Raw genomic sequence first — 21,293 nt, 5'->3', positions numbered from 1 at the left:
TCCATTGTACTAAAAACTCAGGAAAAAAGCGAATTCACATAGATTCACCTATGGTGAAAATGACTGTGGATAAGTAATGTTTTTCAATGTTCAGTTGTTGTTAAATATATTCAAAAGCCATAGAATTTGGCTTTGAATCAGAGTTATTTGAAAGATTGAAAGAGTAATCCACAATGAATTAAATTATTCAATCACAAACAATTGGTTATCCACCAATTACCGAAATAATATCGCAAAACAGGTTTTAAAAATTCTCTGTTTTGTACAAAAATTAATTAGTTCCCCAAGGGGGTTCTGAACAGTTACAAATTTTCTATAAAAGAAGACGGACAGATGGTTGCTCTTCGGGGAGACCATACTACAAAAAATCAGCCCATTCGGGGCGGAGTGAAAATCCAGAAAAGAGATTCAGAAACAACAGAAGATAAAGCACAGGGGAATGCATCACTTCAGGGTGCAGTTTTCGAAATTGTGAACTGCAGTGAACAGCCGGTCATGGTAAGTGGTGAGCTCCATAAAAAGGGGGACGTGGTGACCGATATGGTAACGGATGAAAAGGGGATGGCGCAGACCGAGAAGGATGCACTGCCTTACGGAAGTTATCTGGTTCGGGAAACGGCGCCGCCGACCGGGTATCTGACGGAAGGAAATGTGGAGAGAAAATTTGAAATCCGGCAGAATCATGTGATGGTCGATCTGACCGGAGTGGATGAAGCAATCTTGAATCAGCCGAAGCGAGGAGACCTGGAACTGATCAAGGTGGAGGATTCTACCCTGAACCGAATGGCAAATATTCGTTTTTCTATTACAAGCAAGACCACCGGGGAAACGCATGATTTTGTGACGGACGAAAACGGTTACTACAGTACGGCGAGCTCATGGAATCCACATAGTCAGAATACGAATCGCGGGGAGTCGAGCGAGGATGGAATCTGGTTCGGCACCGCCGCAGTGAATGATGAGAAAGGAGCGCTTCTTTATGATACATACCGGATCCAGGAGCTGGAATGCACAGGGAATGAGGGACATCAGCTGATCGGTTTTGATGTGATGATCCGGCGGGATGGCGTTACGGTGGACCTGGGGACGGTGACAGATGATCTGACCACGGTTCCGGTTCCGGAGATCGGCACGACTGCGTCGGATGAAGCGCATAAAATCCATACGGTGGATGCGGATAAGCACGTGAAAATCGTTGACCGGGTAGACTATGTGAATCTGAAAATTGGCACGAAATATAAACTGGAAGGCATTCTGATGGATCAGGTATCCGGAAAGCCGCTTCTGGTAAACAAAAAGCAGGTAAAAGCGCATTTGACATTTGTTCCGAAGCAGACATCCGGAACCGTGGAGCTCACCTTTGCATTTGATGGCAGTAAGCTGGCCGGCAGAAGTGTGGTGGTTTTTGAAAAGCTGTATTTGAAAAATGTGCCGGTTGCGGAGCATACGGATATTCACGACGAGGGGCAGACGGTGACGATCGAAAAGAAAACGGAGCCGCCAAAAGAGAAAGAACCGCCGAAAGAGAAGGAACCGGATGCATCCAAAAAAGAAAATGTAAGAGAGACTGTACTGGAAAAGCAGCCGGAATCCGTTCCGAACAATGCCACACAAACATCCAGTCCGGCGCCAAAAACCGGAGACAGAACTACGGTAGGGGGGACGGTCCTGTTACTGATGTTATCGGTTTTGTTTATCGGTCTTTGCATCAAGCGCATACGAAATAGTTAAGATACCATCTTTCCTTTGCCTGTCATTTATGCTAAAATAGCTACCATAGATTAAAAAGGAGGGCGTTTTCATGAGTATGACAATGACGCAGAAGATATTAGCTGCACATGCAGGGTTAGATAGTGTGAGTGCTGGACAGCTGATCGAAGCAAAATTAGATGTGGTTATGGCCAACGATATTACAGGGCCGATGGCACTGCCTATCGTAAAGCAGATGACAGATAAGGTGTTTGATAAGGATAAGGTGGTATTTGTACCGGATCATTTCACACCGAACAAAGATATTAAGTCGGCAGAAAATTCCAAGGCAATCCGGGAATTTGCAAAACAGCAGGAACTGACCAATTATTTTGAGCAGGGCAAATCCGGTGTGGAGCATGCAATCCTTCCAGAGAGCGGAATTGTTGTGGCCGGACAGTGTATCATCGGGGCAGACTCACATACATGTACTTATGGAGCGCTCGGAGCGTTCTCCACGGGAGTGGGAACTACCGATATCGCGACTGGAATGGCGACAGGCGAATTATGGTTTAAGGTGCCGAGTGCAATCAAATTTGTGCTGACCGGCAAGCCGGGACCGTTCGTCAGCGGCAAGGATATCATCATTCACATCATCGGAATGATCGGAGTGGACGGAGCACTTTACAAATCCATGGAATTTGTCGGTGACGGCATCGCGAACCTTTCCATGGAAGACCGCTTCACCATGGCCAACATGGCAATCGAAGCCGGTGCGAAAAATGGAATCTTTATGGTAGATGACAAGACACTTACATATCTGAAAGAACATACAACAAAAGAATATGCGGTATACGAGGCTGATGCGGATGCAGAGTATGACGAGGTGATCGAAGTAGATCTTGCGAAGGTACGTCCGACGGTCGCATTCCCGCATCTTCCGGGCAATGCGAAGACGATTGATGAGATCGAGGCGATGGAGCCGATCAAGATCGATCAGGTAGTCATCGGTTCCTGTACAAACGGACGTATGGAAGATATGCGAAAGGCAGCAGCAATTCTGAAGGGACACACGGTTCATCCGGACGTCAGAGTAATGGTAATCCCTGCCACACAGAAGATTTATAAGCAGTGTGTACAGGAGGGGCTTGTGGAGATATTTATCGATGCGGGCTGCGCGTTCAACACGCCGAGCTGCGGCCCTTGTATGGGCGGGCACATGGGTGTCATGGCGGCAGGTGAGAAGTGCGTTTCTACTACGAACCGTAACTTTGTCGGAAGAATGGGACATGTGGATTCCCTGATTTATTTAGCATCACCGGAAGTGGCGGCAGCATCGGCAATCGCCGGCTATATCGCAAATCCGGAGAAAGCAGGTGACAGATAATGAAAGCATTAGGACACGTTTTTAAATATGGAGACAATGTCGATACAGACGTAATCATTCCTGCAAGATATCTTAATTCGTTTGACGCGCAGGAGCTTGCGAGCCATGCAATGGCAGATATCGATCCGGAATTTGTGAATAAGGTACAACAGGGAGACCTGATTGTTGCCAACAAAAACTTTGGCTGCGGATCATCCAGAGAGCATGCGCCGCTCTGCCTGAAGACGGCGGGAGTCAGCTGCGTGATCGCAGAAACATTTGCGAGAATCTTCTATAGAAATGCAATCAATATCGGACTGCCGATTATTGAATGTCCGGAGGCCGCAAGAGGAATTGAAGCGGGCGACGAAGTGGAAGTGGATTTCGACAGTGGGAAAATCTACAATAAGACAAAAGGAACAGAGTTCCAGGGACAGGCGTTTCCGGAATTTATGCAGAAGATTATTTCTGCAGGCGGATTGGTAAACTATACAAATAATAAAAAACAGTAAATGAATTTAAAGAGGTAGAAGAGATGAATGTATTGTACAAAAGCACAAGAAATGCTGAGAAGACCGTAACTGCATCGGAGGCAATCCTTAAGGGACTGGCTGAAGACGGCGGACTATTTGTTCCGACCAGTATTCCGAAACTTGATGTCACAATGGCAGAACTTGCGAAGATGAGCTACCAGGAGACTGCGTACGCGGTGATGAAGCAATTCCTGACTGACTTTACAGAAGAGGAATTAAAGCACTGCATCAACAGTGCGTATGATGAGAAGTTTGATACAGAGGTGATTGCACCGCTTGTAAAGGTGGCAGATACGTATCATCTGGAACTGTTCCACGGTGCGACGATCGCGTTTAAGGATATGGCACTTTCCATCCTGCCACATCTGCTGACGACAGCGGCGAAGAAAAATAATGTGAAGAATGAGATTGTAATTCTCACTGCGACATCCGGTGATACAGGAAAAGCGGCACTGGCCGGTTTTGCAGATGTGCCGGGCACAAAGATTATCGTCTTCTATCCAAAGGGCGGGGTCAGTAAGGTACAGCAGCTGCAGATGGTAACACAGAAGGGTGAGAATACATCCGTTGTGGCAATCCATGGGAATTTCGACGATGCCCAGACCGGTGTGAAGAAATTGTTTGAGGACAGAGAACTGGAGGGTGAACTCGCGGCAGCAGGATATCAGTTTTCCTCAGCCAATTCCATTAATATCGGACGTCTCGTTCCGCAGGTTGTCTACTACGTATATGCGTATGCGAAGCTGTTAGAGAATGAGCAGATCGCAGACGGGGAACTGATCAACGTGACAGTTCCGACCGGTAATTTCGGAAATATACTGGCGGCTTATTTTGCAAAGCAGATGGGAGTTCCAATCGGAAAATTAATCTGTGCATCCAATGAGAATAAGGTTCTGTTTGATTTCTTTCAGACGGGAACCTATGATAGAAACAGAGAGTTTGTGCTGACCTCTTCCCCATCTATGGACATTCTGATCTCCAGCAATCTGGAGCGTCTGATCTATATGATCGCAGGAGCTGATGCACAGAAGAACAATCAACTGATGGCAGATTTGAAATCAAAGGGCGTTTACCACATTACGGATGACATGAAAGAAAAACTGGCAGGCTTCGTGGGCGGGTATGCGACAGAGGAAGAAACAAAGGAGATGATCCGCGATACTTACCGTGAGACCGGATACATCATGGATACCCATACGGCGGTCGCAGCATATGTAAACCGAAAGGTAAAGGCAGAAAGTAAAGATACGGCTAAGACACTCGTGGCATCTACCGCAAGCCCTTATAAGTTCGCGAGAAGCGTAATGACCTCCATTGATGAAAAGTACGATGAGCTGGAAGAATTTCCTTTGATCGACGAGCTGGAGAAACTTTCCGGTGTGGCGATTCCAAACGCAATCAAAGAGATTCGGGACGCAGAGGTTCTCCACACGACAGAGTGCGATGTGGATGCAATGAAAGCGACAGTCAAAGAGATTCTGAAAGTTGAGGTATAAAGATGGACAGCAGTTTTGTTGGGGTGATCAGTCTGGTTGTTACCGTGTGCGGGATCTACTGTATCTACGCGTATTTTGACATGAAAAAAACAGGCGAAATCAACGGAACCCTTCTTCTGGGAAACAACATCCCGGCATACAAGTGTAAGGACAAGGAGGCATACCTTAAGAAAACAATGCCCATGGTATTGCTGCTTGGCGTGGTGACAACCATCTATGGATTGATTGATCTTGTGAATAATTTTCTTTTACCACTGGGAATCATTGATGCGGCAGCAATGATAATTTTTTTGATCGTACTTGTAGTTTTTGTGGTAATTACGACAAAGTGCAAAAAAGAATATTTTAATTTATAGTGTTCGGTGAAATGTTTAACAAAGATTTTTCTTGGTTATTGACTTTATCTATTCAACGTGCAATAATGGAACAAGGTTTCGATTAAATCGAAATGTAACATTTAAACAAATGATTACACAAAATTAAGAAAGAAAGAGGTCTAGTGAAAATGGCAAACATTGATTTAAGCAAATATGGAATTAATGGAACAACAGAAATCGTGTACAATCCTTCTTTTGATGAATTATTCGAAGAAGAGACAAGACCGGAATTAGAAGGCTTTGAAAAAGGTCAGGTAAGTGAACTGGGAGCAGTCAACGTTATGACTGGTATCTACACAGGTCGTTCACCTAAAGACAAATTTATCGTTATGGATGAAAATTCAAAGGACACAGTATGGTGGACTTCTGACGAGTATAAGAATGACAATCACCCAGCCAGCAAAGAGACATGGGCAGCAGTAAAGAAAATTGCACAGGAAGAACTTTCCGGCAAGAAACTTTTCGTTGTAGATGCTTTCTGCGGAGCAAACCATGATACAAGAATGGCAATCCGTTTTATCATGGAAGTTGCATGGCAGGCACATTTTGTAAAGAATATGTTCATCATCCCGACAGATGAAGAACTTAAAGACTTTGAGCCGGATTTCGTTGTTTACAACGCATCAAAAGCAAAAGTTGAAAATTATGAAGAGTTAGGTCTCAATTCTGAGACAGCAGTTGTATTTAACATTTCCAGCCGTGAGCAGGTTATCATCAACACATGGTACGGCGGAGAGATGAAGAAGGGTATGTTCTCTATGATGAACTACTACCTGCCACTGAAGGGTCTTGCAGCTATGCACTGTTCTGCAAACACAGATCTGAACGGTGAGAATACAGCAATCTTCTTCGGTCTTTCAGGAACAGGTAAGACAACATTATCTACAGATCCTAAGCGTCTTCTTATCGGAGATGACGAGCATGGCTGGGATGATAACGGTGTATTCAACTTCGAGGGTGGATGCTACGCAAAGGTTATCAACCTTGATAAAGAATCAGAGCCTGACATCTATAACGCAATCAAAAGAGATGCTCTTCTTGAGAACGTTACACTGGATGCAGACGGCAAGATCGACTTCGATGATAAGAGCGTAACAGAGAATACTCGTGTATCTTATCCGATCAACCATATTGAGAATATCGTACGTCCGGTTTCTTCAGCTCCGGCGGCTAAGAACGTAATTTTCCTGTCAGCAGATGCTTTCGGAGTATTACCTCCAGTATCCATCCTGACACCAGAGCAGACAAAGTACTACTTCCTGTCTGGATTTACAGCAAAACTTGCTGGTACAGAGCGTGGAATCACAGAGCCTACGCCTACATTCTCAGCTTGCTTTGGCCAGGCTTTCCTGGAACTGCATCCTACAAAATATGCAGAAGAGCTTGTTAAGAAGATGGAAAAGAGCGGTGCAAAAGCATACCTTGTTAACACTGGATGGAATGGTACAGGAAAACGTATCTCTATTCGTGACACACGTGGTATCATTGATGCAATCCTTGACGGATCAATTACAAAAGCATCTACAAAGGCAATTCCACACTTTAACTTTGAAGTACCTACAGAGCTTCCAGGCGTAGATCCGAAGATCCTTGACCCTCGTGATACTTATGCTGACGCTTCTGAGTGGGAGACAAAAGCACAGGATCTTGCAGCTCGTTTTGTTAAGAACTTTGCTAAGTATGAAGGAAATGAAGCTGGTAAAGCATTAGTTGCTGCTGGTCCTCAGGCATAATCAACACAAAGTATTTTGTTAAATTGATGTAAATATTTCCTGCAGTAGATTTTATGAAAACTATTGTAAAATCATGCTTGCAAGGTTATAATGTAATCAACACCTGAGATGTTCGATAACTCTTGTATTTTGAACCTACAATTACTTTAAACGGGATTTCATTATATCTGTAATATGTCAAGCCTCCGATTGCAGTGGAAGACAGAAAAGCAGACGCGATTGCCCACCTAGCTGTGGCTAGGAGTCAAAATACGGAACCGGCATCTTGGGCAAATACGAAAGATAAAAGACAGCTGCTGTCAAGCAGCTGTCTTTCTCTTCGTGGAGATAATGAGCCATGAAAGTGGTTAAGCTTGAATTAAATTGGAGAATATGCTATTATTTCACAGGCAAGTTTTTTGCCTCAGGACAGTATGGAAATAATTTTTTAAAATGAACTGGTTCACAAGGGTGTGGACGATGGAGATTGGAACGGAGAGATTTCATGAAAAAGAAGATGAAAAATCTGGTAACTGAACTGAATGACTTTATGGTAAAAGTCGGTTCACACCATGCAGGGGCTTATGCGGCACAGTCTGCATATTTTTTTGTGCTGTCCTTAATCCCGATCATCCTTCTTTTGCTGATGATGGTTCAGTACACGCCTGTCACAAAGGCGGATGTGATGACTGCGGTCGTAAAGATATTTCCGTCCTCAGTTAACGGCCTGATTGTTTCGATTGTCAATCAAGTATATAACCAGTCGAGAAGCGTCATCCCGATTACGGCTGTGGTTGCATTGTGGTCGGCGGGCAAGGGCGTTCTTTCTGTGTCATACGGATTGAACTGTGTTTATGAGTGTAGAGAGACAAGAAATTATTTTTATCTCAGACTGCGGGCAACTTTTTATACGGTGATATTTATTGTGGCCATCGTATTTTCACTGGTTATGTCGGTGTTCGGCAACCGTATCAGTGCGTTTGTCGCGGTGCATGTACCGTTTTTGAGCCAGCTCATGGAATATCTGATGAAGATCCGTACATTTTTGTCACTGATCGTTCTGACGCTGTTCTGGATCGTGGTGTACAAATTTTTACCGAACCGCAAGATCACGAGCAGACTTCAGCTGCCGGGGGCTGTATTTACCGCAATCGGCTGGGTGCTTGTATCGTTTATCTTTTCCATTTACCTGGATATATTTACTGGATTTTCCACGATGTACGGCAGTCTGACAACCATTGTGCTGATTATGCTGTGGCTGTATTTCTGTATGTACATCGTACTTCTGGGCGGGGAGATCAACCAGATGTGGTATGCGAAACGTACCGATTTTAAGGCCGGAAGCGGGAAAACATCTTGACTTTCACATTTCTTATGCTACAATTAGAAAAGATTCTAAAAGTATTAAAAATATTTAGGGTCCATATACAAAAGCAATGATCGTGTTAGTAGAGACCTGTCTTCTGACAGAGAGGAGAGACCACGGGCTGGAAGTTTCTCTGAGTTCAGGCAGTAATTGAAGTTCCCACGTTAGCTGCACGGCTGAAATGCATTCGCAGATTAAGCTGTGACGTCTGTGCACGTTACGCATACTTAAGTGTCCGCAAGCAGGGCCAGTCATTTTGATGGTGTCCGGGAGTGCGGGAATTAGGGTGGTATCGCGAATTAGCTTCGTCCCTTTATTGGGATGGGGCTTTATTTTATGCAATAGGAAAGTTCTTCGGACTTCCTATGATATAAAAGAGAAGTTATTCTTTTCTGGAAATTCACAACAGTGGAAACAATAAAAAAAGGAGAGGGTTCAATATGAGTATGAAAGAAAAATTGGAGAACATTAAGGCAGAAGTGCAAAAGCAGGTCGAAGCAGCAGACGTGCCGGAGATGCTGAATGATGTACGTGTCAAATTCCTTGGAAAAAAAGGAGAGCTGACAGCTGTTCTTAAGGGAATGAAGGATGTGGCTGCAGAAGAGAGACCGCTGGTGGGCCAGCTGGTCAATGAGACAAGAGCGGTCATCGAGAATATGCTCGATGAGACAAAGAAAATGATGGAAACGCAGCTTCGTGAGGAGAGATTGAAGGAAGAAGTGATCGACGTCACACTGCCTTCCAAGAAGAACAAGGTGGGACATCGTCATCCGAATACGATCGCATTAGAAGAGGTAGAGCGCATCTTTGTAGGCATGGGTTATGAGGTGATGGAAGGTCCTGAGATTGAGTATGATGAGTACAACTTTGAGAAACTCAACATTCCGGCAGATCATCCGGCAAAGGATGAGCAGGACACTTTTTATATCAATGACGAAATCGTACTCCGCACCCAGACATCACCGATCCAGGCTCGTGTCATGGAACAGGGCAAACTCCCGATTCGCATGATCGCACCGGGACGCGTATTCAGAGCCGACGAGGTAGATGCGACACATTCACCGTCCTTCCACCAGATCGAAGGACTTTTGATTGACAAGAACGTTTCACTTGCAGACTTAAAGGGAACATTGGAAATATTTGCAAAAGAGTTATTCGGTGAGGACACAAAGACAAAATTCAGACCACATCACTTCCCGTTCACAGAGCCAAGTGCAGAGATGGATGTCTCCTGTTTCAAATGCGGAGGAAAAGGATGCCGCTTCTGTAAAGGAGAGGGGTGGATTGAAATCCTCGGCTGCGGTATGGTTCATCCACACGTATTGGAGATGTGCGGAATCGATCCGGAAGAATACACAGGCTTCGCATTTGGAGTCGGTCTGGAACGAATCGCATTGTTGAAATACGAGATAGATGATATGAGACTGCTGTATGAAAATGATATCAGATTTTTGAAACAGTTCTAACACATCGCATATATACAAATCGCGAAGCGATTTCATGTGTGAGCAGCACATGGTGCACGTATATGCGGGGAAGAAATCTGTAAAAATAAATGGAAAGAAGGAGAAAAAATGAATACTTCATTATCATGGATAAAAGCGTATGTGCCGGAGCTTGATGTGACTGCACAGGAATATATGGACGCAATGACACTGACAGGTACGAAGGTGGAAGGCTACGAGGCTCTGGATGCAGACCTCGAGAAAATCGTCATCGGACAGATCGACAAGATCGAGAAGCACCCGGATGCGGATAAGCTGATCATCTGCCAGGTAAATGTGGGGACGGAGAGTGTGCAGATCGTTACAGGCGCACCGAATGTGAAAGAGGGAGACAAGGTTCCGGTCGTTCTGGACGGCGGACGTGTTGCCGGAGGTCACGACGGATCCAGGACACCGGGAGGTGTCAAAATCAAAAAAGGAAAACTTCGCGGTATCGAGAGCTGCGGGATGATGTGCTCCATCGAGGAACTGGGTTCTACCAAAGAGATGTATGATGAGGCACCGGAGTACGGCATCTACATTTTCCCGGAGGATGCTGTGGTCGGAGAGAGCGCAGTGAAGGCACTGGGCCTTGACGATGTGGTGCATGAATATGAGATCACTTCCAACCGCGTGGACTGCTACAGCGTTGTCGGAATCGCCCGTGAAGCGGCGGCAACATTCCGTAAGCCATTCCACCCACCGGTTGTGACTGCAACCGGAAATGATGAGGATGTGAATGATTACATCAAGGTTTCTGTGGAAAATACGGAACTTTGCCCACGCTACTGTGCGCGAGTGGTGAAGAACATTAAAATCGGACCCTCTCCGGAGTGGATGAAGAGAAGACTGGCATCTGTTGGAATCCGCCCGATCAACAATCTGGTCGACATCACAAACTATGTGATGGCAGAGTACGGACAGCCGATGCATGCTTATGATCTGGAAACGATTGCGGGAAAAGAAATTGTGGTGAAGACAGCCGAGAAGGGATCTGCTTTCGTGACTCTGGACGGTGAGGAGCGCACCATGGACGAGTCAGTTCTGATGATCTGCGACGGTGAGAAGCCGGTTGGTATCGCGGGAATCATGGGCGGTGAGAACTCCATGATCACAGACAATGTACAGACCATGCTGTTTGAGGCAGCCTGCTTCAACGGGACAAATATCCGTAAGTCCAGCAAAAGAGTGGGACTGCGTACAGACGCGTCCAACATTTTCGAGAAGGGGTTAGATCCGAACAATGCCGAGGAGGCCATCAACAGAGCATGCCAGCTTGTGGAAGAGTTCGCTGCTGGTGAAGTGGTCGGCGGAATGGTTGATGTGTACAGCAAAAGAAAAGAACCTGTGCGCGTACCATTTGATGCGGATAAGATCAACACACTGCTCGGTACCAACGTTTCAGAGGAAGAAATGATCGGTTACTTCAAGATGATCGATCTGGGTTATGATGAAACTACAAAAGAAGTGATTGCCCCGACATTTCGACACGACCTGTTCCGTCTGGCAGATCTGGCGGAGGAAGTGGCGAGATTCTACGGATATGACAATATTCCGACAACTCTGCCAAACGGGGAGGCAACTACAGGAAAGCTGACATTCAAACTCCGCATCGAGCAGATTGCAAGAGATATTGCGGAGTTCTGTGGATATAGCCAGGGAATGACCTACTCCTTCGAGAGTCCGAAGGTGTTTGACAAGCTTCTGCTGGCGCAGGATGATCCGGCGCGCAATGCGATTCAGATCAGAAACCCGCTGGGCGAGGATTTTAGTGTGATGCGTACCACATCTCTGAACGGAATGCTGGTTTCACTTGCCACAAACTACAACCGCCGAAACAAGGGCGTGAAGCTCTACGAGATGGGAAATATTTACCTTCCGAAGCAGCTGCCGCTGACAGAGCTTCCCCAGGAGCGCATGCAGTTTACTCTGGGAATGTATGGAGATGGCGATTTCTTTAATATGAAGGGTGTCGTGGAAGAATTTTTAGAGAAGATCGGTATGACAAAAAAAGAGACCTATGATCCGAATGCAGGAAAAACTTTCCTTCATCCGGGACGTCAGGCAAATATCATCTATGACGGCAATGTGATCGGTTTCCTCGGTGAGGTTCACCCGGAAGTGGCGGACAATTACGGCATCGGTGAGAGAGCCTATGTTGCGGTACTGGATATGCCATACATTGTGGAGGCAGCTACATTCGACCGGAAGTACGAGGGAATTGCAAAGTATCCGGCAACGACACGTGATATCAGTATGGTTATGAAAAAAGAGATTCTGGTGGGACAGGTCGAAGAGATTATCGCACAGCGCGGTGGGAAAATTCTGGAGAGCTACGAGCTGTTTGATCTCTATGAGGGAGCACAGATCAAATCGGGCCACAAATCTGTTGCCTACAAGATCGTGTTCCGTGCAAATGACAGAACCCTGACGGACGACGAAGTCAGCGGGGCAATGAAGAAAATTCTGAATGGATTAGAGGGATTGGGAATTGAACTCAGACAATAATAAGACGAATATGAAAAAAGAAGACTTTTTCTTTGATCTTCCGGAGGAGCTGATCGCACAGGATCCACTGGAGGACCGCTCCAGCTCCAGGCTGCTGGTGATGGACAAAGAGACCGGTGAGGTGTCGCATCATGTGTTCCGTGAGATCACGGATTACCTGAATGCGGGTGACTGTCTGGTCATCAATGACACGAAGGTAATCCCGGCCAGGCTGATTGGGGCAAAGGTTGGAACGGACGCAAAGATCGAGGTGCTTCTGCTGAAGAGAAAAGAAGTGGCGGCCTCAGTAGATGAAGCGGGACAGGCCACCGGAACCGATACGGTGTGGGAAACATTGGTAAAGCCGGGGAAAAAGGCGAAAGTCGGTACGAAGATCAGCTTCGGAGACGGATTGCTGGTTGGAGAAGTCATTGATGTGGTGGAGGAGGGCAACCGTCTGATCCGGTTTACCTATGACGGAATCTTCGAAGAAATTCTGGATCAGCTTGGCCAGATGCCTCTGCCGCCATACATTACCCACCAGCTGCAGGACAAGAACCGTTATCAGACGGTATACGCGAAACATACCGGTTCCGCGGCGGCACCGACAGCCGGACTGCATTTTACACCGGAGCTCCTGAGAGAGATCGAGGAAAAGGGTGTGGACATCGCGCGGGTGACGCTTCATGTCGGACTTGGAACCTTCCGTCCGGTCAAGGTGGAGAACATTCTGGAGCACCATATGCATTCGGAGTTCTACCACATCGACGAAGAGGCCGCACAGAAGATCAACCGGACGAAAGAAAACGGCGGCCGGGTCATCTGTGTGGGAACCACGAGCTGCCGGACCATAGAGTCTGCGGCGGACGAGAACGGTCGCCTGAAGGAGTGCAGCGGATGGACGGAGATCTTTATCTATCCGGGGTACCGGTTCAAGGCGCTGGACTGCCTGATCACCAACTTCCATCTGCCGGAATCCACGCTGATCATGCTGGTGTCGGCACTGGCTGGAAGAGAGCATGTGCTTGCAGCATATGAGGAGGCCGTGAAGGAACGGTATCGTTTCTTTTCCTTTGGGGATGCGATGTTTATAAAATAAGTACCAACAATCAAAGTGGATTCTGGAAGTCTGCTTTACACGGTTAAAAACAGAATGTATAAAAATGGCAGCGGCTCCACGATGTGGAGCTGCTGCCATTTTCTGCCAATGCCTGGCGCTGGACTTTACAAAGATTTAACATAGCCCATGTGAACATTTTACGTGTGAATAGTACACTAGTTTAGGTAACTTACAGGGAAAAATATATGAAAGAAACTATTGCGAGGGATAAAACTATGTACATGAATCGTGAATTGTCATGGGTGAAATTTAACGAAAGAGTTTTGGAAGAGGCTGAGCGTAAGGATGTACCGCTGTGCGAAAGACTGACCTTTGCTTCCATTTTTCAGAGCAACCTGGATGAATTTTTTATGGTTAGAGTAGGTTCACTTCAGGATCAATTGTTATTAAATAAGAATATCAGAGACAATAAGACAAATATGACTGCAAAAGAGCAGATTGAAGCTATCTTGAAGCAGGTAAAGAAATTGAACCGCAGAAAAGATAACGTATATGAAGAAATTATGGACAATCTGGAGGAGCAGGGAGTGAAGCTTCTGAACTTCCAGAGCATGGAAGAGGAGGAGAAAGAATTTCTCTCTCAGTATTTTGACAGAGAAGTCGCACCGATCATCTCACCGTCAATCGTTGGTAAGAGACAGCCGTTCCCATTTTTGCGGAATAAGGAGATCTATGCGGTGGTCGTTCTGGAGACGAAGACCGGAAAAGAGAAAATGGGTATCATTCCATGCACGAACAGTTCCGTGCCGCGTCTGATCAAGATGCCGGGGGGCGAGGGAGCGTTCATGCTGTCTGAGGAACTGATTCTTCATTATATGTCACGTGTATTCAACGGCTATGTGGTGAAAGCCAAATCGCTGATTCGTGTTACGAGAAATGCTGATATTGATGCAGATGCCCTGTATGATGAAGATCTGGATTACAGAGAATTTATGGCAGAGGTGATCAAGAAACGTAAAAAACTGATGCCGGTCCGTCTGGAGCTTTCCAGAGAGATGGACGGATCTGTAGTGGATACACTCTGCAAATATCTTGACCTTGGCAAGGACCGTGTTTTCCAGGGCAGCACGCCTCTGGACCTTTCCTTTGGATTTCAGATTCAGGACGAGCTCAGAAAGAAACCGGAATTGTTCTACAAGAAGAGAGTTCCGCAGAAATCAGCACAGTTTGAGGATGGAATGTCAATTATCGAGCAGGTGCAGGAGAAGGATAAACTGTTGTCCTACCCGTTTGAGAGTATCAAACCGTTCCTGAACTTGTTAAATGAGGCTGCAGAGGATCCGAATGTTGTCTCGATCAAGATGACACTGTACCGTGTGGCAAAACAGAGTAAAGTCATTGAGGCACTAATCGAGGCGGCCGAAAACGGGAAAGAGGTCGTGGTTCTGGTAGAGCTGCGCGCGCGTTTTGATGAGGAAAATAACATCGAATGGTCCAGACATCTGGAGGATGCCGGCTGCAGAGTGATTTACGGTCTGGATGGATATAAGGTACATTCAAAGCTGTGCCTGATCACCAGAAAAGAAGAGGGACAGATTACATATATTACACAGATCGGAACCGGAAACTACAACGAGAAGACCGCAAGACTCTACACAGACTTATCTCTGATCACCTCCAATGTGGACATCGGCATCGAGGCGGCGAAGGTATTCCAGGCCTTGTCCATGGGCGAGGTCGTAGAGGAAAGCACGCACCTGCTCGTTGCACCAAAATGTCTGCAGAACAAGGTGATTGAAATGATCGAGCAGGAGATGGAGTATGCGCGGAGAGGGGAGAAGGCATATATTGGTCTGAAGTTAAATTCCCTCACAGATAAAAGGATTATCGACAAGCTGATCGAGGCATCCTGCGCAGGTGTGCAGATCGATATGGTGATTCGTGGAATCTGTTGTCTCGTACCGGAAATTCCGGAGAAGACAGAAAATATCCATGTATACAGCATCGTGGGAAGGTTCCTGGAGCATTCAAGAATCTATATCTTCGGATGCGATGAGCGGAAAAAACTCTACATTGCATCCGCGGATTTCATGACCAGAAATACGGTCCGCCGTGTGGAGGTGGCAGCACCAATCTATGATGAGGAACTGAAATCACAGTTGCTGGAGATGTTTATTACCATGCTCAGCGACAACCAGCAGGCGAGAAAAGTGGATTCCGAAGGAAAGTATGTGCTGAATGTGGCAGAGGAATCACCGGTTAATTCTCAGGAGTATTTCTATCAGGCGGCTTATGACGCAATTGCTCTGAATAAAGAAAAATCGACTTTTTAGAATTTACAAAAATCCGGAAAATAAAAATTCAGATTGACTTTTTGGCTCCGAATGAGTATAGTAGGTAATAGATAAGAGGGAGTAACCTGCGCGCAAGCGTTTACGACGTCGTCAATACGATGGAAGATTCCATCCGGTATCGTGAGGAAGTGGTGAGACTTTTATTGCAATTCAGCATTGCAATAGGAGTCTCTTTTTATATGCAGAAAGAGAAGACCGGCACGGATAATGTGGTGTCACAACGGCAATGTTGGATTCATAGAAATAGATTTTTTTGTTAAACTATTTAATAAGGAGGAAATGAACATGAAGGAGTATTATCAATTATCTGCGGCCGAAGTGAAAAAATCGGTGAACGGACACGAAGACCCCTTGTCGGAGGAAGATGTAAGACTCCACAAAGAAAAGTATGGAGCAAATGAACTGGAAGAGGGCAAAAAGAAGAGCTGGGTGCAGATATTTTTTGAGCAGTTCCGGGACTTTCTGGTGGTCATCCTGATCATCTCAGCGATTGTTTCCGGGCTTCTCGGAGATGCGGAGAGCGCGGCGGTCATCATCATTGTGATCACGATCAACGCGATTCTTGGAACAGTACAGACACTGAAGGCGGAGCAGTCACTCAACAGTCTGAAAAAGCTTTCGGGACCGGAGGCGAAGGTCCTGAGGGATGGTTCGGTGGTTCTGCTCCCGACCAGAGAGATCACGGTTGGCGACACTATTATGCTGGAGGCTGGAGATGTGGTTCCGGCGGACGGACGAATTGTGGAAAACTACAGCCTGAAGATTGACGAGAGTGCACTGACCGGCGAGAGTCTCGGGGTGGAGAAAAATGAGGAGATCATCACAGGAGAGGTACCGCTGGGCGATCGTCTTAACATGGTATATTCTGGAAGCTTTGTGACTTATGGCCGTGGTTCCTTCGTGGTGACGGATATCGGGATGAAGACAGAGGTGGGAAAGATTGCCTCCCTGCTGAAATCTACATCCGAGAAGAAGACCCCACTGCAGGTGAATCTGGATCAATTCGGACAGAAGTTGTCGATCATCATCCTGATTTTCTGTGGAATCCTGTTCGGTATCAGCATTTTCAGGGGTGAGAATATCGGGAATGCATTCCTGTTTGCCGTGGCTCTCGCCGTGGCAGCGATTCCAGAAGCACTCAGCTCGATTGTTACCATTGTGCTTTCCTTCGGGACGCAGAAGATGGCAAAGGAGCATGCAATCATTCGAAAGCTGCAGGCGGTGGAAGGTCTGGGCAGTGTCTCTATCATCTGCTCGGATAAGACGGGAACACTGACTCAGAACAAGATGACAGTGGAAGATTATTATGTTGAAGAAAGACATATTGCGGTAGATGGCATTAACCTCGAAAATCCGGCGCAGAAGCAGCTCCTGCTCTACAGTATGCTGTGCAACGACTCCACGAACAAGGACGGTGTGGAGATCGGGGATCCGACGGAGACGGCCCTGATCAATCTGGCAACTGTTCTGGGACTGGAAGCCGGGACAATCCGGGCACAGTATCCGCGGGAATGCGAGATTCCATTTGACAGTGACAGAAAGCTGATGACGACCGTCCATGAACTTGACGGTGTACATCGCATGGTCGTGAAGGGCGCGGTGGATGTGCTGCTGGGCTGCATGACCCATATCCAAAAGGCATCCGGTGTGACAGAAATTACTCCGGAGGACATGGACAAAATCAAGGCACAGAACCAGAGCTTCTCGGAAAATGGTCTGCGCGTGCTTGCATTTGCGTACAAGGATATTCCGGAAGGCTTTGCGCCGGGAGTGGAAGATGAAACGGATCTGACATTCCTGGGCCTGATCTCCATGATGGATCCGCCGAGAGAGGAATCCAAAGCCGCGGTTGCAGAGTGTATCAGCGCGGGCATCAAACCGATCATGATCACCGGTGACCATAAGGTGACGGCGGCTGCAATCGCCAAGCGGATCGGTATTCTGAAGGATATCTCAGAAGCCTGTGAGGGTGAAGCAATCGACAGTCTCAGCGATGAGGAGCTGAAGGACTTCGTGGAAGGCATTTCCGTTTACGCCAGAGTATCACCGGAGCATAAGATCCGTATCGTACGTGCATGGCAGGAAAAGGGCAATATCGTCTCCATGACCGGAGACGGTGTCAACGATGCGCCTGCGCTGAAACAGGCGGATATCGGTGTGGCCATGGGAATCACAGGAACGGAGGTGTCCAAGGATGCTTCGGCGATGATCCTGACGGACGACAACTTTGCGACTATCGTGAAGGCGGTGGAAAACGGAAGAAATGTATACCAGAACATCAAGAATGCCATTCAATTTCTGCTTTCCGGCAACTTCGGAGCCATACTGGCCGTGCTGTATGCTTCTATAGCGGGACTCCCGGTTCCTTTTGCCCCGGTTCATCTGCTGTTCATCAATCTGCTGACAGACAGTCTTCCGGCGATTGCGCTGGGACTGGAGCCGCATACGAAACGTGTGATGAACGAGAAACCGCGCCCGATGAACGAGTCCATTCTGACGAAAGCTTTTCTGACAAAGATCGGCACGGAGGGTCTGGTGATCGCTGTGATGACGGTGGCCGGATTCCTGATCGGGTATCACAGCGGCGGTGCAGCACTGGGCAGCACGTTTGCGTTCGGGACCCTGTGTCTGTCACGTCTGGTACACGGCTTCAACTGCAAGTCTGATGCACCGGTTGTCTTTACAAAACGATTTTTCAATAACAGTTATCTGATCGGAGCATTTCTGGTTGGATTCCTGCTGATCACGGCAGTGCTTATGATTCCTGCACTTCACGGTATCTTCAAGGTGGTTCCGCTGAACTTTGAACAGCTGATGATCGTGTACGGTCTGGCACTGGCGAACCTTCCGATCATTCAGATCATGAAGTGGGTGCGCGGGAAAATGAAATAAAAGCTGAAATGGGAGATCCCATTCGGTGATATAAGAGAATAGAAAAGATATAGAAAAGATACAGACCCCCGGTCTTTGTGAGTGTGCACGGCACACCATGGAGACCGGGGGTCTTATCAATTATATCAGATGTCAGCAAAGCTGACCGAATCTCGCACCAAGACTCGCGAGCGAGTCTTGAAATAAAAAATAATGTCAAATTCATAAAACATATTGACATATAAAATAAACGTGCTACAATACAGTTAAACATATGAACGATTGTTCATATGAAAAAAGACGATTAACCAATAAGCAGGAAAAAAAGGAGAACCTACTATGAAAAAAACTTACAAAATTGACGTGGACTGTGCAAACTGTGCAAACAAGATGGAAGAGGCTGCCAGGAAGACAGCGGGAGTGAAGGACGCAACTGTAAACTTTATGATGCTGAAGATGTCTGTGGAGTTTGAGGATGGACAGGAGCCGAAGACCGTAATGAAAGAAGTATTGAAAAATTGTAAGAAGGTAGAGGATGACTGCGAGATTTTCCTGTAGAACATATGAGATTTGATGAGGTGATGACTTGAATAAAAAACAGAAAAAAGTATTGATTCGTATTATTGCTGCAGCCGTATTGATTGCAGCGCTGGCCTTTGTACCGGCAGATGGATACCTGAAGTTTGTCCTGTACCTGATCCCGTATCTGGTGATCGGCTACGACATTTTAAAAAAGGCCCTGAAGGGAATCCTGAACAGGCAGGTGTTCGATGAGAATTTTCTTATGGCAATCGCGACGGTCGGTGCGATCGCACTCGGGGATTACAAAGAGGGTGTGGCGGTTATGCTGTTCTACCAGATCGGAGAACTTTTCCAGAGCTATGCGGTCGGGAAAAGCAGAAGAAATATCAGTGAACTGATGGACATCCGCCCGGATTACGCGAATGTAGAGCAAGGCGACAAGCTGGAGAAGGTGGACCCGGACGAGGTGGAGATCGGCAGTATCATCGTGGTACAGCCCGGTGAGAAAATTCCAATCGACGGTGTGGTCATCGAGGGTGGTTCTACACTGAATACGAGTGCACTGACGGGAGAGAGCCTTCCGCGCAAGGTGGTGAGCGGTGAGGAAGTCATCAGTGGATGCATCAACGAGACCGGGGTGCTGCGCATTCAGACGACAAAGGAATTTGGGGAGTCCACGGTATCAAAGATTCTGGATATGGTGGAAAACGCAAGCTCCAAGAAATCAAGGTCTGAGAATTTTATTTCCCGGTTTGCGCGGGTATATACACCGGCAGTCTGTTACGGGGCATTGGCACTGGCCGTAATTCCGCCGCTCGTGCGGATGGGTGTGCTGCATCAGGCACCGGAGTGGGGAGACTGGATTTACAGAGCCCTGACATTCCTGGTTATCAGTTGTCCATGTGCGCTGGTGATCAGCATTCCGCTCAGCTTTTTTGCAGGAATCGGCGGTGCCAGCAAGGAAGGTGTGCTGGTAAAGGGATCTAATTATCTGGAGGCACTTTCCCAGACGAAATATGTGGTATTTGACAAGACCGGAACTATGACACAGGGTGTGTTTGAGGTGATTGGTATCCATCATAACAAGGAAGAGGAAAAAAAGATTCTTGAATATGCGGCACTCACGGAGAGTTATTCCTCCCATCCGATTAGCGTTAGCCTGAAGAAGGCCTACGGAAAAGAAGTCGATACCGGCAGAGTGTCCGACGTGCAGGAAATCAGCGGAAACGGTGTGACAGCCCGCGTGGACGGTGTTCTGACTGCGGTCGGGAATGCAAAGCTGATGGAGAGCATCGGCGTGGAGTACAAGGTGTGCCATCACCTGGGAACGGTGGTGCACATCGCGCTGGACGGACAGTATGCTGGACATATTCTCATCTCAGATCGTCTGAAGCCACATGCAAAAGAGTCGATCGAGGCACTGAAACGCGCTGGAATCAAGAAGACGGTCATGCTGACTGGAGACATGAAAAAGGTGGCAGATCAGGTGGCGGGAGAGCTTGGCATCTCCGAAGTGTACAGCGAACTGCTCCCGGGAGATAAGGTGGAGAAAGTAGAGAAACTGTTGGGGGAAAAGGGCGAGAAGGAGAAGCTTGCATTCGTGGGAGACGGCATCAACGATGCGCCGGTCCTCTCCAGAGCGGATATCGGTATTGCCATGGGTGCGCTGGGATCTGATGCAGCCATCGAGGCAGCGGATATCGTATTGATGGATGATGATCCATTGAAAATCGCAAAGGCCATCAAGATTTCCCAGAAATGTATCCGGATTGTCTATGAGAATATTTACTTTGCAATCGGAGTCAAGGTACTGTGCCTGATTCTGGGTGCGCTTGGCATCGCCAACATGTGGGTGGCTATTTTCGCGGACGTTGGTGTGATGGTGATCGCGGTGCTGAATGCGGTGCGGGCGCTGTTTGTAAAGAATTTGTAACATACCTGAGCGGTTTCTGGCTTCTGATAAGCAGCGAAGCGGA

General features: G+C 47.1%; 14 protein-coding genes and 1 other RNA gene. All 15 read left to right on the top strand.

Annotated elements, in window-relative coordinates; translation table 11 throughout:
* The first annotated feature begins 333 nt into the window (after positions 1-333).
* The 15 genes from BUB85_RS10440 (at position 334) to BUB85_RS10370 (ending at position 21,250) form a co-directional block, all read left to right on the top strand.
* Positions 334-1,731, top strand: coding sequence for a VaFE repeat-containing surface-anchored protein (locus tag BUB85_RS10440; protein ID WP_073109745.1), 1,398 nt, complete (start codon positions 334-336; stop codon positions 1,729-1,731).
* Between the two features lie 70 nt (positions 1,732-1,801).
* On the top strand, positions 1,802-3,076 hold the full coding sequence (leuC, locus tag BUB85_RS10435; protein ID WP_073109743.1) for a 3-isopropylmalate dehydratase large subunit: 1,275 nt from the start codon (positions 1,802-1,804) through the stop codon (positions 3,074-3,076).
* The gene (gene leuD, locus BUB85_RS10430; RefSeq protein WP_073109741.1) at positions 3,076-3,567 is read left to right on the top strand and encodes a 3-isopropylmalate dehydratase small subunit; all 492 of its coding nucleotides are present in this window, start codon (positions 3,076-3,078) and stop codon (positions 3,565-3,567) included. The genes leuC and leuD overlap by 1 nt, the downstream gene beginning before the upstream one ends.
* Positions 3,568-3,590: 23 nt before the next feature.
* Entirely contained in the window at positions 3,591-5,084 is a 1,494-nt protein-coding gene (thrC, locus tag BUB85_RS10425) for a threonine synthase (RefSeq protein ID WP_073109738.1), read from the top strand.
* A gap of 2 nt (positions 5,085-5,086) precedes the next feature.
* Positions 5,087-5,440, top strand: coding sequence for a hypothetical protein (locus BUB85_RS10420; protein ID WP_073109735.1), 354 nt, complete (start codon positions 5,087-5,089; stop codon positions 5,438-5,440).
* Between the two features lie 149 nt (positions 5,441-5,589).
* A complete protein-coding gene (gene pckA, locus BUB85_RS10415; RefSeq protein WP_073109732.1) occupies positions 5,590-7,194 on the top strand; it encodes a phosphoenolpyruvate carboxykinase (ATP) in 1,605 nt (534 codons plus the stop codon).
* Positions 7,195-7,291: 97 nt separating this feature from the next.
* A non-coding RNA gene (gene ssrS, locus BUB85_RS10410) (6S RNA) lies at positions 7,292-7,470 on the top strand.
* Between the two features lie 208 nt (positions 7,471-7,678).
* Complete coding sequence (locus tag BUB85_RS10405) at positions 7,679-8,533, top strand: YihY/virulence factor BrkB family protein (protein ID WP_073109729.1); 855 nt, start codon at positions 7,679-7,681, stop codon at positions 8,531-8,533.
* A gap of 452 nt (positions 8,534-8,985) precedes the next feature.
* Positions 8,986-10,005 carry a phenylalanine--tRNA ligase subunit alpha gene (pheS, locus tag BUB85_RS10400; protein WP_073109770.1) on the top strand — a complete coding sequence of 340 codons (1,020 nt, stop codon included), beginning with the start codon at positions 8,986-8,988 and terminating at the stop codon, positions 10,003-10,005.
* A 108-nt stretch (positions 10,006-10,113) separates the two neighbouring features.
* Positions 10,114-12,531 carry a phenylalanine--tRNA ligase subunit beta gene (pheT, locus tag BUB85_RS10395; protein WP_073109725.1) on the top strand — a complete coding sequence of 806 codons (2,418 nt, stop codon included), beginning with the start codon at positions 10,114-10,116 and terminating at the stop codon, positions 12,529-12,531.
* 10 nt (positions 12,532-12,541) lie between these two features.
* Complete coding sequence (gene queA, locus BUB85_RS10390) at positions 12,542-13,609, top strand: tRNA preQ1(34) S-adenosylmethionine ribosyltransferase-isomerase QueA (protein WP_073109766.1); 1,068 nt, start codon at positions 12,542-12,544, stop codon at positions 13,607-13,609.
* Positions 13,610-13,815: 206 nt separating this feature from the next.
* Positions 13,816-15,903, top strand: coding sequence for a polyphosphate kinase 1 (gene ppk1, locus BUB85_RS10385; protein WP_073109722.1), 2,088 nt, complete (start codon positions 13,816-13,818; stop codon positions 15,901-15,903).
* Between the two features lie 306 nt (positions 15,904-16,209).
* Entirely contained in the window at positions 16,210-18,816 is a 2,607-nt protein-coding gene (locus BUB85_RS10380) for a cation-translocating P-type ATPase (protein WP_073109719.1), read from the top strand.
* A 318-nt stretch (positions 18,817-19,134) separates the two neighbouring features.
* The gene (locus BUB85_RS10375) at positions 19,135-19,353 is read left to right on the top strand and encodes a cation transporter (protein ID WP_073109716.1); all 219 of its coding nucleotides are present in this window, start codon (positions 19,135-19,137) and stop codon (positions 19,351-19,353) included.
* 28 nt (positions 19,354-19,381) lie between these two features.
* Positions 19,382-21,250, top strand: coding sequence for a heavy metal translocating P-type ATPase (locus BUB85_RS10370; RefSeq protein ID WP_073109714.1), 1,869 nt, complete (start codon positions 19,382-19,384; stop codon positions 21,248-21,250).
* The last annotated feature ends 43 nt before the right edge of the window (positions 21,251-21,293 follow it).

Origin of the sequence: Hespellia stercorisuis DSM 15480, from assembly GCF_900142165.1 — a bacterium.
Classification (GTDB): Bacteria; Bacillota; Clostridia; order Lachnospirales; family Lachnospiraceae; genus Hespellia; species Hespellia stercorisuis.
Note: the sequence above shows the minus strand (reverse complement) of the source record. Positions and strands in the feature narration are given on the sequence as shown.

Coding starts and splice junctions, on each gene's coding strand:
- BUB85_RS10380 (WP_073109719.1), top strand. CDS start 16,210: ATGAAGGAGTATTATCAATTATCTGCGGCCGAAGTGAAAAAATCGGTG.
- pheT (WP_073109725.1), top strand. CDS start 10,114: ATGAATACTTCATTATCATGGATAAAAGCGTATGTGCCGGAGCTTGAT.
- BUB85_RS10440 (WP_073109745.1), top strand. CDS start 334: ATGGTTGCTCTTCGGGGAGACCATACTACAAAAAATCAGCCCATTCGG.
- leuD (WP_073109741.1), top strand. CDS start 3,076: ATGAAAGCATTAGGACACGTTTTTAAATATGGAGACAATGTCGATACA.
- pckA (WP_073109732.1), top strand. CDS start 5,590: ATGGCAAACATTGATTTAAGCAAATATGGAATTAATGGAACAACAGAA.
- BUB85_RS10375 (WP_073109716.1), top strand. CDS start 19,135: ATGAAAAAAACTTACAAAATTGACGTGGACTGTGCAAACTGTGCAAAC.
- BUB85_RS10405 (WP_073109729.1), top strand. CDS start 7,679: ATGAAAAAGAAGATGAAAAATCTGGTAACTGAACTGAATGACTTTATG.
- pheS (WP_073109770.1), top strand. CDS start 8,986: ATGAAAGAAAAATTGGAGAACATTAAGGCAGAAGTGCAAAAGCAGGTC.
- queA (WP_073109766.1), top strand. CDS start 12,542: ATGAAAAAAGAAGACTTTTTCTTTGATCTTCCGGAGGAGCTGATCGCA.
- thrC (WP_073109738.1), top strand. CDS start 3,591: ATGAATGTATTGTACAAAAGCACAAGAAATGCTGAGAAGACCGTAACT.
- leuC (WP_073109743.1), top strand. CDS start 1,802: ATGAGTATGACAATGACGCAGAAGATATTAGCTGCACATGCAGGGTTA.
- ppk1 (WP_073109722.1), top strand. CDS start 13,816: ATGAAAGAAACTATTGCGAGGGATAAAACTATGTACATGAATCGTGAA.
- BUB85_RS10420 (WP_073109735.1), top strand. CDS start 5,087: ATGGACAGCAGTTTTGTTGGGGTGATCAGTCTGGTTGTTACCGTGTGC.